17 protein-coding genes, 4 tRNA genes and 1 pseudogene are annotated in these 14,415 nt (G+C 59.9%); 13 read left to right on the top strand and 9 right to left on the bottom strand.

All coding sequences use genetic code 11. The annotated features are described in order from the left end of the window. The 4 genes and pseudogenes from APH41_RS29370 to thiO all read left to right on the top strand — a co-directional run. A pseudogene (locus APH41_RS29370) lies at nt 1-128 on the top strand (pilus assembly protein PilW); the annotation flags it as partial. Nucleotides 129-133: 5 nt separating this feature from the next. Next, entirely contained in the window at nt 134-664 is a 531-nt protein-coding gene (locus APH41_RS13265) for a PilX N-terminal domain-containing pilus assembly protein (protein WP_034128054.1), read from the top strand. An 11-nt stretch (nt 665-675) separates the two neighbouring features. Beyond that, complete coding sequence (locus tag APH41_RS13260; protein WP_034128053.1) at nt 676-1,080, top strand: type IV pilin protein; 405 nt, start codon at nt 676-678, stop codon at nt 1,078-1,080. A gap of 59 nt (nt 1,081-1,139) precedes the next feature. Next, nucleotides 1,140-2,249 carry a glycine oxidase ThiO gene (gene thiO / locus APH41_RS13255; protein WP_054896886.1) on the top strand — a complete coding sequence of 370 codons (1,110 nt, stop codon included), beginning with the start codon at nt 1,140-1,142 and terminating at the stop codon, nt 2,247-2,249. On the opposite strand, the gene APH41_RS13250 is transcribed toward thiO, so the two are convergent. Together APH41_RS13250 and APH41_RS13245 are read right to left on the bottom strand one after the other, a co-directional pair. Then, nucleotides 2,236-2,469, bottom strand: a complete 234-nt coding sequence (locus tag APH41_RS13250) for a PP0621 family protein (protein WP_034128051.1) — start codon at nt 2,467-2,469, stop codon at nt 2,236-2,238. The genes thiO and APH41_RS13250 overlap by 14 nt on opposite strands. Nucleotides 2,470-2,596: 127 nt before the next feature. Continuing rightward, nucleotides 2,597-3,622 carry an outer membrane protein assembly factor BamD gene (locus tag APH41_RS13245; RefSeq protein ID WP_034128050.1) on the bottom strand — a complete coding sequence of 342 codons (1,026 nt, stop codon included), beginning with the start codon at nt 3,620-3,622 and terminating at the stop codon, nt 2,597-2,599. Nucleotides 3,623-3,771: 149 nt separating this feature from the next. Between APH41_RS13245 and rluD the strand changes: the two genes are divergently transcribed. From rluD to APH41_RS13210, 7 genes are all read left to right on the top strand, one after another. After that, nucleotides 3,772-4,734: a 23S rRNA pseudouridine(1911/1915/1917) synthase RluD gene (gene rluD / locus APH41_RS13240; RefSeq protein ID WP_003188422.1), complete on the top strand. Its 963-nt coding sequence runs from the start codon at nt 3,772-3,774 to the stop codon at nt 4,732-4,734. After that, complete coding sequence (gene pgeF / locus APH41_RS13235) at nt 4,731-5,456, top strand: peptidoglycan editing factor PgeF (protein WP_034128049.1); 726 nt, start codon at nt 4,731-4,733, stop codon at nt 5,454-5,456. Before rluD ends, pgeF begins: the two co-directional genes overlap by 4 nt. A 135-nt stretch (nt 5,457-5,591) precedes the next feature. Continuing rightward, nucleotides 5,592-8,156, top strand: coding sequence for an ATP-dependent chaperone ClpB (clpB, locus tag APH41_RS13230; RefSeq protein WP_003188426.1), 2,565 nt, complete (start codon nt 5,592-5,594; stop codon nt 8,154-8,156). 295 nt (nt 8,157-8,451) lie between these two features. Beyond that, nucleotides 8,452-8,527 (top strand) — tRNA-Asn (locus APH41_RS13225). A gap of 9 nt (nt 8,528-8,536) precedes the next feature. After that, nucleotides 8,537-8,613, top strand: a tRNA-Pro gene (locus APH41_RS13220). A 5-nt stretch (nt 8,614-8,618) separates the two neighbouring features. After that, nucleotides 8,619-8,694 (top strand) — tRNA-Lys (locus APH41_RS13215). A gap of 94 nt (nt 8,695-8,788) precedes the next feature. Continuing rightward, nucleotides 8,789-8,865 (top strand) — tRNA-Pro (locus APH41_RS13210). Nucleotides 8,866-8,993: 128 nt separating this feature from the next. Here the strand turns inward: APH41_RS13210 and APH41_RS13205 are convergent. The 3 genes from APH41_RS13205 to APH41_RS13195 are packed head-to-tail and all read right to left on the bottom strand — an operon-like array spanning nt 8,994 to nt 11,210. Then, on the bottom strand, nt 8,994-10,292 hold the full coding sequence (locus APH41_RS13205) for an NAD(P)/FAD-dependent oxidoreductase (protein ID WP_032903990.1): 1,299 nt from the start codon (nt 10,290-10,292) through the stop codon (nt 8,994-8,996). A 60-nt stretch (nt 10,293-10,352) separates the two neighbouring features. Next, entirely contained in the window at nt 10,353-10,526 is a 174-nt protein-coding gene (locus APH41_RS13200) for a DUF3094 family protein (protein WP_054919401.1), read from the bottom strand. 54 nt (nt 10,527-10,580) lie between these two features. Beyond that, nucleotides 10,581-11,210 (bottom strand): DUF1780 domain-containing protein, encoded by a 630-nt coding sequence (locus tag APH41_RS13195; RefSeq protein WP_003188431.1) that lies wholly within the window; start codon nt 11,208-11,210, stop codon nt 10,581-10,583. 128 nt (nt 11,211-11,338) lie between these two features. Between APH41_RS13195 and APH41_RS13190 the strand changes: the two genes are divergently transcribed. Next, the gene (locus tag APH41_RS13190) at nt 11,339-12,028 is read left to right on the top strand and encodes an energy-coupling factor ABC transporter permease (protein WP_054919398.1); all 690 of its coding nucleotides are present in this window, start codon (nt 11,339-11,341) and stop codon (nt 12,026-12,028) included. Between the two features lie 64 nt (nt 12,029-12,092). Further along, complete coding sequence (locus APH41_RS13185) at nt 12,093-12,308, top strand: hypothetical protein (RefSeq protein ID WP_003171680.1); 216 nt, start codon at nt 12,093-12,095, stop codon at nt 12,306-12,308. Here APH41_RS13185 and yacG read toward each other — a convergent pair. The 4 genes from yacG to APH41_RS13165 form a co-directional block, all read right to left on the bottom strand. Then, the gene (yacG, locus tag APH41_RS13180) at nt 12,305-12,505 is read right to left on the bottom strand and encodes a DNA gyrase inhibitor YacG (protein ID WP_003188437.1); all 201 of its coding nucleotides are present in this window, start codon (nt 12,503-12,505) and stop codon (nt 12,305-12,307) included. The genes APH41_RS13185 and yacG overlap by 4 nt on opposite strands. Further along, nucleotides 12,502-13,125 (bottom strand): dephospho-CoA kinase, encoded by a 624-nt coding sequence (coaE, locus tag APH41_RS13175; RefSeq protein ID WP_054919397.1) that lies wholly within the window; start codon nt 13,123-13,125, stop codon nt 12,502-12,504. The genes yacG and coaE overlap by 4 nt, the downstream gene beginning before the upstream one ends. Next, the gene (locus APH41_RS13170) at nt 13,122-13,988 is read right to left on the bottom strand and encodes an A24 family peptidase (protein ID WP_054919394.1); all 867 of its coding nucleotides are present in this window, start codon (nt 13,986-13,988) and stop codon (nt 13,122-13,124) included. Before APH41_RS13170 ends, coaE begins: the two co-directional genes overlap by 4 nt. Continuing rightward, nucleotides 13,985-14,415: type II secretion system F family protein (locus tag APH41_RS13165; protein ID WP_177333566.1), on the bottom strand; the 431-nt coding region annotated here is incomplete at its 5' end. The genes APH41_RS13170 and APH41_RS13165, both read right to left, overlap by 4 nt.

Here is a 14,415-nt window from a genome sequence, read left to right as displayed (position 1 = left end):
ACAGCCATCCGGCCGATGAGTCGCTGATACGCAGCGTGCGCATTCTCATGACCCTTCAAGATCCCTCTGGGCGGGTGAAGGACCAGACCTACAGTGTCGTGGCGGCACTGCGAAATCGGCTGGGGTAGGGGCAATGACCATGCAGGGCGGTATCCAAATGCGGCAGGCCGGGACGGTGCTGCTGATCAGTCTGGTGTTCCTGTTGGTGCTGTCGCAGGTGGGGCTGTCCTCGATACAGGCTGCGGTCTCCCAGCAAAAAGTCGCGAGCAGCCTCTGGCATCGCAATCAATCGTTTCAATCTGCCGAAAGCGGCCTGAGGTTGGGGGAATCGGCCGTGCAAAAGGTTGGCCAGGCGATGCCTGTCTGCCACTCGATCACCCGTTGTGCGCCGCCTGCTGAAGCGTTTTCCTTGACGGCGGCCGGGACGAACCCTGTCTCGGCGATCACCTGGCTTGCCTTGAAGAATGGGTTTTATGGCATTCAATCCCTCGGCGAGGGTGAAGGGCTGGCTCATTTGCCGTCCCATTCCCTGGCCACGCTTTTTCGAGTCACTTCGGTCGGTCTCGCGGGGCAATCGCGCACGGTGCTGGAGACGGTCTATGCCCGTGTAGAGGAGGGCGGCCGCGTCAGGTTTCGACGGGTCTTATGGCGGCAACTTCAATAAGGAGCAATCGGATGGGCAAGGAGAGCCAGGGTTTTACCCTGATTGAGTTACTGATCGTCGTGGCGATCATCGCGTTGCTGGCCGGGATTGCGTATCCCGGGTACCTCAGCCAGGTGAAGAAGGCGTATCGGGCGCAGATCGTCGCGTTGTTGAGCGAACAGGCCCAGCAACTGGAGCGTTCTTATACGAGGAATGGCACTTTTATTGATGCAGGCGACGTCAGCGCGGGCAATGATCATTATAGAATCAGTGCCGTCCTCAACCCTCAGGATTTTGACCTGCTCGCCACACCCGCTGCGGACTCGGTCATGGCGAACGACGAGTGCGCAGCATTCAGCTTGACCAGCACCGGTATGCGCGGCAACCCGGGAGCAGGGCCTGAAATGTCGCCCAAGGTCTGCTGGGGGCAAGGATGAGCGTACTTGAAGCGTGGGCGCCGGGCGCGCCTTTCCCTGTTTATCGGCTGGATCAAATGATGGCTAAGCAACAGCAAGTAGTGATTGTCGGCGGCGGAGTAATCGGTCTGTTGACGGCGTACAACCTCGCCAGTGAGGGCCAGGCGGTCACGCTGCTGGAGCGCGGTGGGCTTGGGCAAGAGGCTTCCTGGGCGGGCGGTGGGATTGTCTCGCCGTTGTACCCGTGGCGCTATAGCCAGGCGGTCACTGCCTTGGCCCATTGGTCCCAGGATTTTTACCCTCAACTGGCGCAACGGCTATTTGCTGCTACCGGCGTCGATCCGGAGGTACATACCACGGGTTTGTATTGGCTCGACCTGGATGACGAAGCGCAAGCACTGGCCTGGGCTGCCCGTGAAGGGCGACCGTTGAGCAAGGTGGATGTATCGGCGGCCCATGACGCGGTGCCGGTGCTGGGGGGCGGCTACTCCCAGGCGATCTACATGGCCAACGTGGCCAATATTCGCAACCCGCGCCTGGTCAAATCATTGAAGGCGGCGCTGCTGGCGTTGCCGAACGTGACGATTCGCGAGCAATGCGATGTGTCGGGCTTTGTACTCGGCGGCGGCAGGGTGGTGGGTGTGAATACCGCTACGGGCCACGTTTTGGGGGATCACGTGGTGCTCGCGGCCGGCGCCTGGAGCGGGCAACTGCTGGATACGCTGGGCTTGGGGCTACCCGTGGAGCCGGTTAAAGGCCAGATGATCCTGTACAAATGCGCGTCCGATTTTTTATCCAGCATGGTCCTGGCCAAGGGGCGTTATGCGATCCCGCGGCGGGATGGGCACATCCTGATCGGCAGCACGTTGGAGTATGAGGGATTCGACAAGACGCCGACCGACACCGCGCTTGAAAGCCTCAAGGCATCTGCGCAGGAACTGATTCCCGCCTTGACGGACGCCGAAGTGGTCGGGCATTGGGCCGGTTTGCGGCCTGGATCACCCGAAGGTATACCGTTTATCGGTGAGGTCCCTGGCTTCAGGGGGCTGTGGCTCAATTGTGGGCATTACCGCAATGGTCTGGTACTCGCACCGGCATCTTGCCAGTTGTTCACCGATTTGCTGCTGGCGCGGGCTCCGATCATCGATCCAGCGCCTTACGCCCCCGCAGGTCGCCTCAACGCTGGATAGACTTTGGCCCTTGTTCCAGGTGCGCCTGGGTGCAGTACCATTCCTGACGTGAGCTCAGTGCGCGGTCCTGCGGCAGGTGCACGCCACAGTGAGCGCAACGCACCATCAGGGCTGCATCCGGCTCGGCAGGCCGTTGCTGACGGGAGGCAGGGTTTTTGAATTTGCGCCAGAACCATACCGCGGCAGCAATGACGGCAATCCAGAACAGTAGACGAAGCATGATGGGCAGTTTCTCGCAAAGGAATGCGCCAGTTTAGCCAAGGTGGTCACGGGCGCACAGGGCAATAAATACTGGCTCATAAAAAAGGGAGCTCCTTCAGAGCTCCCTTTTGCGTTGCGTCGAACAATCAGTCGAACACACCGAAGGTCATGTAGCTGAACCACGAACGGTCCTGGTTGTCGCCCAGGGCTTGCGGCTCTTCTTCTTCGATCACATCGCCGTTCTCGTCGTGCGGCTTGAGCTCCGAAGGAATGGCGTCCTTGGCGTCCTGGTACTGCTTGATCACGTCCTGGTTGGCGCGGGTTTCACCCGGCGGCAGCGGTGGACGGGACTCGATCAGGCCCAGGGTGTACTTGCTCAGCCACGAACGGTTGTCCGCTTCGTCAACCTGAGGCACGAACTGGCCGTCTTTCAGGCTAGGGTGGTCAGGGTAGTTGAGCTTCAGGGTTTCCAGGCTGGTAGTCGCGAGGGTGTCCAGGTGCAGACGCTGGTAAGCCTCGGTCATCACGGCCAGGCCGTCACCCACGGACGGGGTTTCCTGGAAGTTTTCCACCACGTAGCGGCCACGGTTGGCTGCGGCCACATAAGCCTGACGGGTCAGGTAGTAGTGGGCCACGTGGATCTCGTACGAAGCCAGCAGGTTGCGCAGGTAGATCATGCGCTGCTTGGCGTCCGGCGCATAGCGGCTGTTGGGGTAGCGGCTGGTCAGCTGGGCGAACTCGTTATAGGAGTCGCGGGCAGCACCCGGGTCGCGCTTGGTCATGTCCAGCGGCAGGAAGCGCGCCAGCAGGCCAACATCCTGGTCGAACGAGGTCAGGCCCTTCATGTAGTAGGCGTAGTCCACGTTCGGGTGCTGCGGGTGCAGGCGGATGAAACGCTCGGCAGCGGATTTGGCAGCTTCCGGCTCGGCGTTCTTGTAGTTGGCGTAGATCAGCTCAAGCTGGGCCTGGTCGGCATAGCGGCCGAACGGGTAACGCGACTCCAATGCCTTCAGCTTCGCTGTGGCGCTGGTGAAGCTATTATTGTCCAAGTCTGTCTGAGCTTGCTGGTACAGCTCGACTTCGCTCAGGTTTTCGTCGACGACGTCCTTTGTTGACGAGCAAGCAGCAGTCATGGCGAGGATGGCGATCAGCAGCAGGTGTTTCACTTGCATGGCGGCTTGCGTCCCTATGACGGCCGCTGTCTTGGGCGGGGCCGTCCTGTTATGATGAGCGCCCCGTTGAAAGCCTCGGGGCAAAAGACGCCGTATTTAACCACAAGCGCGCAGCCGAAACCAAAGGCTACGCCACGCCTAGTCTGAGCATGTCCGATAAAATTGAACTTCGCGCAGAGGTGCCGTCCGAATTGGGCGGCCAACGCCTCGATCAAGTCGCCGCACAATTATTCGCTGAGCACTCGCGCTCGCGCCTTTCCGCCTGGATCAAAGACGGCCGCCTGACTGTGGATGGAGCGGTTATCCGCCCGCGAGACATAGTCCATGGCGGTGCGATTCTTGAGCTGACTGCCGAGCAGGAAGCCCAGGGAGAATGGGTTGCCCAGGACATCGAGCTGGATATCGTCTATGAAGACGATGACATCCTGGTCATCAACAAACCCGCGGGCCTGGTGGTTCACCCGGCCGCCGGGCACGCTGATGGCACCTTGCTCAATGCCCTGTTGCACCACGTGCCGGACATCATCAATGTGCCGCGCTGCGGCATCGTGCACCGTCTGGACAAGGACACCACCGGCCTTATGGTGGTAGCCAAGACCATTCAGGCGCAGACGCAACTGGTTACGCAATTGCAGAGCCGTAGCGTCAGCCGCATCTATGAGTGCATTGTGATCGGCGTCGTTGTGGCCGGTGGCAAAATCAACGCGCCCATTGGTCGTCACGGCCAGCAGCGCCAGCGTATGGCGGTGATGGAGGGCGGCAAGCAGGCCGTCAGCCACTACCGTGTGCTGGAGCGTTTCCGCTCCCACACCCATGTGCGGGTCAAGCTGGAAACCGGGCGTACCCACCAGATTCGCGTGCACATGGCGCACATCAACTTTCCGTTGGTCGGCGACCCAGCCTACGGTGGCCGCTTCCGTATTCCGCCGGCGGCCAGCCAGACCATGGTTGAGTCGCTCAAGACGTTCCCGCGCCAGGCACTGCATGCACGCTTCCTGGAACTGGATCATCCGACGAGCGGTAAGCGCATGAGCTGGGAATCGCCACTTCCAGACGATCTGGTCTGGCTGCTTTCGCTTCTCAAGCAGGATCGCGAGGCGTTTGTCGGATGAATGACTGGCTGATACCTGACTGGCCCGCGCCGGCCCGGGTAAAAGCCTGCGTCACCACCCGTGCGGGCGGCGTCAGCTTGGCGCCGTTCGACAGCCTCAACCTGGGCGATCATGTCGAGGACAGCCTTGAGGCCGTCCTTGAAAATCGTCGTCGCCTGAGTGACGCCTTCGATATCCAGCCTGCCTGGTTGCGTCAAGTCCATGGCACTCAGGTGGTTGAGGCCGATCCGGGCCGTACTGTCGAGGCAGACGGCAGTTGGACCAGCACCGCTGGCATCGCCTGCACATCCATGACCGCCGATTGCCTGCCTGCGCTGTTCTGTAATCGAGCGGGCACCCGCGTTGCTGCAGCCCATGCCGGTTGGCGTGGCTTGGCCGCTGGGGTGCTGGAGGCCGCGTTCGAAAGCCTGGATAGCGCTCCCGCAGACGTTCTGGTCTGGCTCGGCCCTGCCATTGGCCCGCAAGCCTTCGAAGTTGGCCCGGAGGTGCGTGAAGTGTTCATGCAGCAACTGCCGGCCACCGCTGAAGCCTTTGTTCCCAGCCACAACGCTGGCAAGTTCATGGCCGACATCTACCAGCTGGCGCGTCTGCGTCTGGGAGTGCGCGGTGTTTCCGCTGTGTATGGTGGCGGTTTGTGCACTGTGACCGACCCGCGTTTCTTTTCTTATCGCCGCAGCCCGCGTACGGGCCGATTCGCCTCCCTTATCTGGCTTGAACGCTAGACTGTCCTGACCTGTATCAACCGTCCGCCGCTTGAAACGCCCAGAATCCACCCCATCTATAAGGGTATCTGGCAGGTTTCTTCATTCAGGATGTGTTTGTTCATAGCTCCGGCCTGCTCAAAAGGAAGGTGACTAATGCGTATTGATCGTTTAACCAGCAAATTACAGTTGGCCTTGTCCGACTCTCAATCCTTGGCGGTGGGCCTCGACCACCCGGCCATTGAGCCTGCGCACTTGATGCAGGCACTCCTGGAACAGCAAGGTGGTTCTATCAAACCCTTGCTGATGCAGGTGGGCTTTGACGTTAACAGCCTGCGCAAGGAGTTGAGCAAAGAGCTCGACCAACTGCCGAAAATCCAGAATCCCACCGGTGACGTGAATATGTCCCAGGATCTGGCGCGCCTGCTCAACCAGGCCGACCGCCTGGCCCAGCAGAAAGGTGACCAGTTCATCTCCAGCGAACTGGTGCTGCTCGCCGCCATGGACGACAACAGCAAGCTCGGCAAATTGTTGCTGGGCCAGGGCGTGAGCAAGAAAGCCCTGGAAAACGCCATCAACAACCTGCGTGGCGGCGAGGCGGTGAACGACCCTAACCATGAGGAGTCGCGCCAGGCCTTGGACAAATACACCGTCGACCTGACCAAGCGTGCCGAAGAAGGCAAGCTGGACCCGGTGATCGGCCGTGACGACGAGATTCGTCGCACCATCCAGGTGTTGCAACGTCGCACCAAGAACAACCCGGTGTTGATCGGTGAACCTGGCGTGGGTAAAACCGCGATTGCCGAGGGCCTGGCCCAGCGCATCATTAATGGTGAAGTGCCAGACGGCCTCAAAGGCAAGCGCCTGCTGTCTCTGGATATGGGCTCGCTGATTGCCGGTGCCAAGTTCCGGGGTGAGTTCGAAGAGCGCCTCAAATCCTTGCTTAACGAATTGTCGAAGCAGGAAGGGCAGATCATTCTGTTTATCGACGAATTGCACACCATGGTCGGTGCCGGTAAAGGCGAAGGCTCCATGGACGCCGGCAACATGCTCAAGCCCGCCTTGGCGCGCGGTGAGTTGCACTGCGTCGGCGCTACTACGCTCAACGAATACCGTCAGTACATCGAAAAGGACGCAGCCCTTGAGCGTCGCTTCCAGAAAGTGCTGGTGGAAGAACCGAGCGAAGAAGACACCATCGCGATCCTGCGTGGCCTGAAAGAGCGCTATGAGGTCCACCATAAGGTGGCGATCACCGACGGTGCGATCATTGCGGCGGCCAAATTGAGCCACCGCTATATCACCGATCGCCAGTTGCCGGACAAGGCTATCGACCTGATCGACGAAGCGGCAAGCCGCATCCGTATGGAGATCGATTCCAAGCCGGAAGTGCTGGATCGCCTGGATCGGCGCCTGATTCAACTGAAAGTCGAATCCCAGGCGTTGAAGAAAGAAGAAGACGAAGCGGCCAAGAAGCGCCTGGAAAAACTCCAGGAAGAAATTGTTCGCCTGGAACGCGAGTATTCGGACCTCGAAGAAATCTGGACCTCGGAAAAAGCCGAAGTACAGGGTTCGGCGCAGATCCAGCAAAAGATCGAGCAGTCCCGTCAGGAACTGGAAGCGGCGCGCCGTAAAGGCGACCTGAACCGCATGGCCGAGTTGCAGTACGGGGTGATCCCGGACCTGGAGCGCAGCCTGCAGATGGTCGATCAGCACGGCAAGCCTGAGAACCAGTTGCTGCGCAGCAAGGTGACCGAGGAAGAAATTGCCGAAGTGGTCTCCAAGTGGACCGGTATTCCTGTGTCGAAGATGCTCGAAGGCGAGCGCGACAAGTTGCTGAAGATGGAAAGCCTGTTGCATCAGCGCGTCATCGGCCAGGAAGAGGCAGTGGTGGCGGTGTCCAACGCGGTACGGCGTTCCCGGGCAGGTTTGTCCGACCCGAACCGTCCAAGCGGCTCGTTCATGTTCCTCGGCCCAACCGGTGTGGGTAAGACCGAGTTGTGCAAGGCCCTGGCCGAGTTCCTCTTTGATACTGAAGAGGCCATGGTGCGGATCGATATGTCCGAATTCATGGAGAAACACTCGGTGGCTCGCCTTATCGGTGCACCGCCAGGCTATGTAGGCTATGAAGAGGGCGGTTATCTGACCGAAGCCGTGCGGCGCAAGCCTTACTCGGTGATCCTGCTGGATGAGGTCGAGAAGGCGCACCCGGATGTGTTCAACATCTTGCTGCAGGTGCTGGAGGATGGTCGCTTGACGGACAGCCACGGGCGTACGGTGGACTTCCGCAATACGGTGATCGTGATGACTTCCAACCTGGGCTCGGCACAGATCCAGGAATTGGTGGGTGATCGTGAAGCTCAGCGTGCGGCGGTGATGGACGCGTTGACCACGCACTTCCGTCCGGAATTCATCAACCGGGTCGATGAAGTGGTGATCTTCGAGCCTCTGGCGCGGGATCAGATCGCGGGCATCACCGAGATCCAGTTGGGCCGCCTGCGTAGCCGTCTGGCTGAGCGCGAGCTGGACCTTGAGCTGAGCGGCGAAGCGTTGGACAAGCTGATCGCGGTCGGTTACGACCCGGTGTATGGCGCACGGCCACTCAAACGTGCGATCCAGCGCTGGATCGAGAACCCACTGGCGCAGCTGATTCTGTCGGGCAGCTTTATGCCTGGCACCCGCGTCACGGCGACGGTGAAAGACGACGAAATCGTCTTCCATTAAGCCCTGCGCTTGGCGCAACCATAGAAGGCCCCGCATTGCGGGGCCTTTTTTTTCGATAGGGCGTTGAACTGTAAGGCAAAGGCTTGTAAAGTGCGCCCCGCAGCAACGTCAGCCCACGGGTTTCTTCTCCCCAAGAAGAAATCAGAAAGAAGCGCAAATCATTGTCTTAAAAGCAATTTAAAGGGTTGACAGGGGTTTTTAAGATTGTAGAATAGCGCGCCTCAGAGACGCTAACGTAGCGATACGGACAGGGTCGAAGAGGAAGCAACACAGCAGTAACTTTGAAATATGTAGTTCCGTGATAGCTCAGTCGGTAGAGCAAATGACTGTTAATCATTGGGTCCCAGGTTCGAGTCCTGGTCACGGAGCCAATTTCAAACCGGGGTATAGCGCAGTCCGGTAGCGCGCCTGCTTTGGGAGCAGGATGTCGGGAGTTCGAATCCCCCTACCCCGACCATATTTGGGTCGTTAGCTCAGTTGGTAGAGCAGTTGGCTTTTAACCAATTGGTCGTAGGTTCGAATCCCACACGACCCACCATTTTTGAGACCAGTTAACGCTGGAATCGAATCTTAAGATCAGAGGCCAAAAGCGCTGATCGAAGAAGGCGACTGAAAGGTCGCCTTTTTATTACCGGGGTATAGCGCAGTCCGGTAGCGCGCCTGCTTTGGGAGCAGGATGTCGGGAGTTCGAATCCCCCTACCCCGACCATATTAAAAATCCTCGTATCGAAAGATACGGGGATTTTTTTTGTGCGCGCGAATCCTGAATTCTCCGCAAAACAAATGTGGGAGCAAGCCCGCTCCCACATTTGCCAGGCCTCCTTCGAGACCAGGTTGTTAATGCAATTTAAGGCGTGGCTCGGTGCCGCGGCCGATCTTGCTGCCCAGCATCAGCATCGCCGTGCGGAAGAACCCATACAGCGCCATCTGGTGCATGCGGTACAGCGACACGTAGAACATCCGCGCCAGCCAGCCTTCCAGCATCACACTGCCCGTCAAATTGCCCATCAGGTTACCCACCGCGGAAAAGCGCGACAGCGAGATCAGCGAGCCGTAGTCGGTGTACGTGTAGGTCGGCAGCTCCTTGCCTTCAATCCTCAGCTTGAGCGATTTGGCCAGCAACGACGCCTGTTGGTGAGCCGCTTGGGCCCGTGGCGGCACATTGCGGTCGGTGCCCGGTTGCGGGCACGCGGCGCAATCACCAAAGGCGAAGATATTTTCGTCGCGGGTGGTTTGCAGAGTTTGCAGGACTTGCAGCTGGTTGATGCGGTTGGTTTCCAGACCGTCGATGTCCTTGAGGAAACCGGGTGCGCGGATACCGGCCGCCCAGACCTTGAGGCTGGCCGGAATCACCTGGCCGCTGCTGGTGATCAAGGCATCGGCAGTTACTTCACTGACCGCCGAGTTGGTCAGTACCGTCACCCCTAGTTTTTCCAGGGTCTTGTGCACTGGCCCACCGATCCGCTCCGGCAGTGCAGGCAATACCCGCGGGCCGGCTTCGATCAGAGTGATGTGCATGTTTTCCGGCTTGATACGATCCAGGCCATAGGCGGCCAGTTCATGGGCGGCGTTATGCAGCTCGGCGGCCAGCTCGACCCCGGTGGCACCGGCACCCACGATGGCGACGCTGATCTGTTCAACGGCGTCGGTTTGCCCGGCATGGGCGCGCAGGTAGTGGTTGAGCAGTTGCTGATGGAAGCGCTCGGCCTGCTTGCGGGTATCGAGGAACAGGCAGTGTTGCGCTGCGCCCTCAGTGCCGAAGTCGTTGGTAGTGCTGCCTACCGCAATCACCAGGCTGTCATAGCCCAGCACGCGGGCAGGCACCAGTTCGCGGCCTTCTTCGTCGAGGGTGGCGGCCAGCTGGATTTTCTTCTGCTCACGATCAAGCCCGCTCATACGGCCCAGCTGGAACTCGAAGTGGTTCCATTTGGCTTGGGCGACATAGTTGAGTTCGTCTTCCGAGGAATTCAGCGAGCCGGCAGCGACTTCGTGCAGTAACGGCTTCCAGATGTGGGTCAGGTTGGTGTCGACCAGCGTGATGCTGGCCTTGCCACGCTTGCCCAGAGTCTTACCCAGGCGGGTAGCCAACTCCAGGCCGCCGGCACCGCCGCCGACGATAATAATACGATGGGTCATGGGGATATCTCGCAAGGCTAAAAGAAATCGGAGCAGTTACCCGCGCGAGCGCCAGGCGGCTCATAGCGTCAGGTAACTCAATAGGCGGCTCAGCGCACCGAGCCCGATTACCACGACCAGCACCACGCAGAGGAGCAGACACGGCCGGAAAGGCTTGCGCTCGACTCTGTGCTGGGAAAGTCGCAGGTACTCTTCGACACGCTCTTGGTCATCGGGTTTCAGGCGGCTGGTCATAAAGGCCTCGTCAGGTAGACGTTGCAAAGGGTCGCCACGTTACAGCCAGGGGCATCAAAGGCTGATGCCGACATCAAACACTATGCTGCGGCCCAGGTTGTTGCGCAAGAAATCCGGTGCGTCCGGGTGCGCGAACAACACGCGGGCGAAGGTTGGACCCACCAGTGACAGCGAGCGCCAGCCCTGGCGCAGGTATTCGGTCGGCGGCGGAAAATGGCTGTTGAGGTCCAGTACTTCGCGCTTGAGGCTGGTAAACGCAATGAGGTCCAACTCCCCCAAGTCCATCCCGCGCTCTTTATAGTTGTGGGCTTTTTTACGCAGTGTGGGGGCCAGGCGCAGGAGGAATTCATGGGCGGGGATTCGCCGTGGCTTGGCTTCGCGCCGTACCAGTTGGCTCAAGGAGAAAGCACTGCGCCTGCGCAGTAACTCATCGCGCCACTCGTCGTTCAGGCGGCGGCCCTCATCCAACACAAAAAAGACCTCGAAGCTGGCGTCGCGAAACAGCACGTCGGGCGGCTCCTGGCCCGCTGCGTGGAATTCTTCGACACGGTAGGGCACATTCAAGCCTTGCAACAGGCGCTGGCAGACCCAACGCTCACGCTCCCACTTGCGGGCATTGGACAGAAACGCATTGGCTTGTTCGGCTGCTACGGTGAGCAGGCGCAAATAATCTGAGTCATCCATAGTCGCAGCTTAGCGTTCAAATGATGACCACAGGAAGTCTTGCCTTAAAACCCGGGTGTAGAATGCTTGCGTGAAACAGGCCCAGGGACGAGGTGTGTGATGAGGTTTTTGGTAAAGGCAGAGCATCCGTGATCAGTGCAGCGGTTCTGGCACCCCAGACTCTCGGCTTCGGCTGGCTGGTATATGCGCCCGTGGTGATGTGGGCGACTCTGCGCTCGCCATGGGTGGAGCTGTTTGCCGACCGTCGGCGCCAGCATTTGCTGTTCGGTACGGTGTTCGCGCTGTTCATGCTGTGGCTGGTGCGACGGGATTTCGATACCGGCGTGTCCTACCACTTTATCGGCATGACCGCCGTGACCTTGCTGCTGGATTGGCCGCTGGCAATCGTCGGAGGCTTTGCCGCCCAGCTTGGCTTGATGTTGCTGGGGCGCCAGGACCTGGCCGCGCTTGGCATCAATGGCCTGCTGCTGATCGTGCTGCCAGTGCTGGTCACCGAAGGGTGCGCGCTGCTGGTAGAACGGGCGCAGCCGAGAAACCCCTTTGTGTATATCTTCTGTTCGGGCTTTTTTGCTGCCGCACTGTCGGCATTGCTGTGCCTGTTGGCCGGCCTGGGCCTGTTGTGGTTGGACGGTCTTTTTGCGATGCCTGAGTGGTTGGAAGATTTTGTCGGTTACCTATGGCTGATCATCTTTCCCGAAGCCTTCATCAACGGCATGGTCATCAGCGCGCTGGTGGTGTTTTGCCCGGAATGGCTGGAGACGTTCAACCGTACCCGCTACCTCTCGGCGCCGTGGAAGGACGACGACTCGCGGCGTTGATCCAGGTCAAACGCCAGGCAGCGGCGCGGGTCCATGCTCTGCAAAATTTTCAGGAGCACGGATCATGAGTGTGTACGAGTGGGCACGGCAGGAGTTGCGCAGAAGCCAGGATGCAGCGCAGGAAATCGGTTTTGACCCCGGCTTGACCTTGCGCGCCATGCTCAGTGCGGTGGTGCAGCAAAGCAAGGGGGTACGCAGTTTTGAAGACCTGGCCGACGAGTTGCAATACCTTGCAGAAAACCTCGACGACCAGCAGGAATATGCCTTTATGCGGCCTTAGTGGCGCGGCGGCAGGTCTTCGGAAAACAGTTCATCTTCGGCGTCAGGGGCCACGGGAATCTTGTGTTCTTCAGCGGCCCAGGCGCCCAGGTCGATAAGCTTGCAACGGTCCGAGCAGAACGGTCGGTTGAGGTTGGTCGCTTTCCATTCCACGGGTGCACCGCAGGTTGGGCAGTCGACGGTCAAGGGTTGGCTCATGATCGGCCTCCACGCAAAGTAAGGTAAAAGTGGTGCAGTCGCTCGACCTCGCCGTGCAGCCAGGCGAGGTCCTTATCGTTGACCAGCACGTCATCGGCATGGTTCAGGCGGTCTTCGCGGCTGGACTGGGCCTTGAGAATCGCCTGCACCTGTTGTTCGCTGATGCCGTCGCGCTGCAGGGTACGCTGAATCTGCAGCGATTGCGGCACGTCGATCACCAGGATGCGCTGGGTCATGCTGTACTGTCCGGACTCGATCAGCAGCGGCGACACCAGGATCGCGTAGGGCGATTGGGCGCGTGCCAGGTGGCTGCGAATTTCCTCGGCGATCAGCGGGTGCAGCAAGGCTTCCAGCCACAGACGCTCTTTTGGGATCTCAAAGATCAGTTTGCGCAGCGCGGCACGGTCCAGCTGGCCGTCGGGTTGCAGCACGCTGGCGCCGAAATGTTCGGCGATGCGTGCCAGGGCAGGGCGGCCAGGCTCGACCACCCAGCGCGCGGCATGATCGGCATCCACCAGGTCGATGCCCAGCTTGATAAAGTGCTCGGCCGCAGCGCTTTTGCCGCTGCCAATGCCGCCCGTGAGCCCAAGAATCCAGGGTGTTGCAACAGAAGTGGTCATCTGAAACCGACAGACTGCAAATAGAAGTCGGTTATTTGACCACCCCAGAGCAATGCAATCCAGCCGGCAATTGCCAGGCAGGGGCCAAACGGCATTGGCGCTGACACCTGGGCCTTACGCAAACGCAGCAGGATCAGCCCGGCAAATACGCCCAGCAGCGAGGCCATCAGCAGGGTCATCGGCAGAATCTGCCAGCCGCCCCAGGCTCCCAGCAAGGCCAACAACTTGAAGTCGCCATGGCCCATGCCGTCTTTGCCGGTGGCCAGCTTGAACAGCCAGAACAGGCACCACAAGCTCATGTAGCCGATGACCGCGCCCCACAGTGCATCGGGCAGTGGCGCCAGCAGGTCAGCACTGTTGAGGATCAGCCCCAGCCATAGCAGCGGCAGCACCAGCACATCCGGCAGCAGGTGGTGATCCAGATCAATCAGGCTCATGCCCAGCAAGCCCCAACTCAACAGCATCACCGCGCCGGCTTGCCAGCCGAAGCCGAAGTGCCAGGCGACAGCGGTTGAGATCAGCGCGCACGCGAGTTCGGTGAGGGGGTAACGCAGGCCGATGGGCTCGCGGCAGTGGGCACAACGCCCCCGGAGCAGCAGGTAGCTGAGCACCGGGATATTTTCCCAAGGCCGAATCGGTTGATTGCAGTACGGGCAGCAGGAGTTCGGGTGCATCAGGTTATAGGTCGGCCCACCGGGCTCGGCTGGCAAGTCGAGAATCTCGTGGGCCTGGGCACGCCATTCCCGCTCGAGCATTTTGGGCAGGCGCCACGCCAGCACATTGAGGAAGCTGCCGACGATCATGCCCAACACCAGCGCCAGGCCAACAAACGCCCAGGGATGTTCGCTCAGCAGCAGGCTCAAAACGCCGTCCCCAATTGGAACACCGGCAGGTACATGGCGACTACCAGCGCGCCGACAACCCCTCCCAATACGACCATGATCAGCGGCTCCATCAGGCTGGTGAGGTTGTCGACCAAGGTATCCACGTCTGACTCGTAGTGGTTCGCGACTTTTTCCAGCATGCGGTCCAGGGTGCCGGACTCCTCCCCGATTGCGGTCATCTGGATCGCCATGCCTGGGAACAGGCCGCTGTTATGCATCGATTGATTCAGCTGCATGCCTGTGGATACATCGTGGCGCATACGTTCGATTGCCTGTTTGAAGGGGCCATTGCCGACGGCGCCGGCCACCGAACCCAATGCCTGTACCAGAGGGACGCCCGCCGCAAAGGTGGTGGAAAGTGTGCGAGCGTAGCGAGCAACCGCAGATTTGTGCAGCAGTTTGCCTG

It is taken from the genome of Pseudomonas sp. NBRC 111138 (assembly GCF_001320835.1).
Taxonomy (GTDB): domain Bacteria; phylum Pseudomonadota; class Gammaproteobacteria; order Pseudomonadales; family Pseudomonadaceae; genus Aquipseudomonas; species Aquipseudomonas paracarnis.
The sequence above is the reverse complement of the archived record's forward strand: the minus strand, read 5'-3'. Positions and strand labels throughout refer to the sequence as shown.

Excerpts from the sequence above, each read along its gene's own strand:
- APH41_RS13195 (WP_003188431.1), bottom strand. The coding sequence starts at position 11,210 with ATGGATGACTCAGATTATTTGCGCCTGCTCACCGTAGCAGCCGAACAA.
- APH41_RS13250 (WP_034128051.1), bottom strand. The coding sequence starts at position 2,469 with ATGCTTCGTCTACTGTTCTGGATTGCCGTCATTGCTGCCGCGGTATGG.
- clpB (WP_003188426.1), top strand. The coding sequence starts at position 5,592 with ATGCGTATTGATCGTTTAACCAGCAAATTACAGTTGGCCTTGTCCGAC.
- APH41_RS13205 (WP_032903990.1), bottom strand. The coding sequence starts at position 10,292 with ATGACCCATCGTATTATTATCGTCGGCGGCGGTGCCGGCGGCCTGGAG.
- APH41_RS13265 (WP_034128054.1), top strand. The coding sequence starts at position 134 with ATGACCATGCAGGGCGGTATCCAAATGCGGCAGGCCGGGACGGTGCTG.
- APH41_RS13185 (WP_003171680.1), top strand. The coding sequence starts at position 12,093 with ATGAGTGTGTACGAGTGGGCACGGCAGGAGTTGCGCAGAAGCCAGGAT.
- APH41_RS13260 (WP_034128053.1), top strand. The coding sequence starts at position 676 with ATGGGCAAGGAGAGCCAGGGTTTTACCCTGATTGAGTTACTGATCGTC.
- APH41_RS13200 (WP_054919401.1), bottom strand. The coding sequence starts at position 10,526 with ATGACCAGCCGCCTGAAACCCGATGACCAAGAGCGTGTCGAAGAGTAC.
- rluD (WP_003188422.1), top strand. The coding sequence starts at position 3,772 with ATGTCCGATAAAATTGAACTTCGCGCAGAGGTGCCGTCCGAATTGGGC.
- thiO (WP_054896886.1), top strand. The coding sequence starts at position 1,140 with ATGGCTAAGCAACAGCAAGTAGTGATTGTCGGCGGCGGAGTAATCGGT.
- APH41_RS13245 (WP_034128050.1), bottom strand. The coding sequence starts at position 3,622 with ATGCAAGTGAAACACCTGCTGCTGATCGCCATCCTCGCCATGACTGCT.
- coaE (WP_054919397.1), bottom strand. The coding sequence starts at position 13,125 with ATGACCACTTCTGTTGCAACACCCTGGATTCTTGGGCTCACGGGCGGC.
- yacG (WP_003188437.1), bottom strand. The coding sequence starts at position 12,505 with ATGAGCCAACCCTTGACCGTCGACTGCCCAACCTGCGGTGCACCCGTG.
- pgeF (WP_034128049.1), top strand. The coding sequence starts at position 4,731 with ATGAATGACTGGCTGATACCTGACTGGCCCGCGCCGGCCCGGGTAAAA.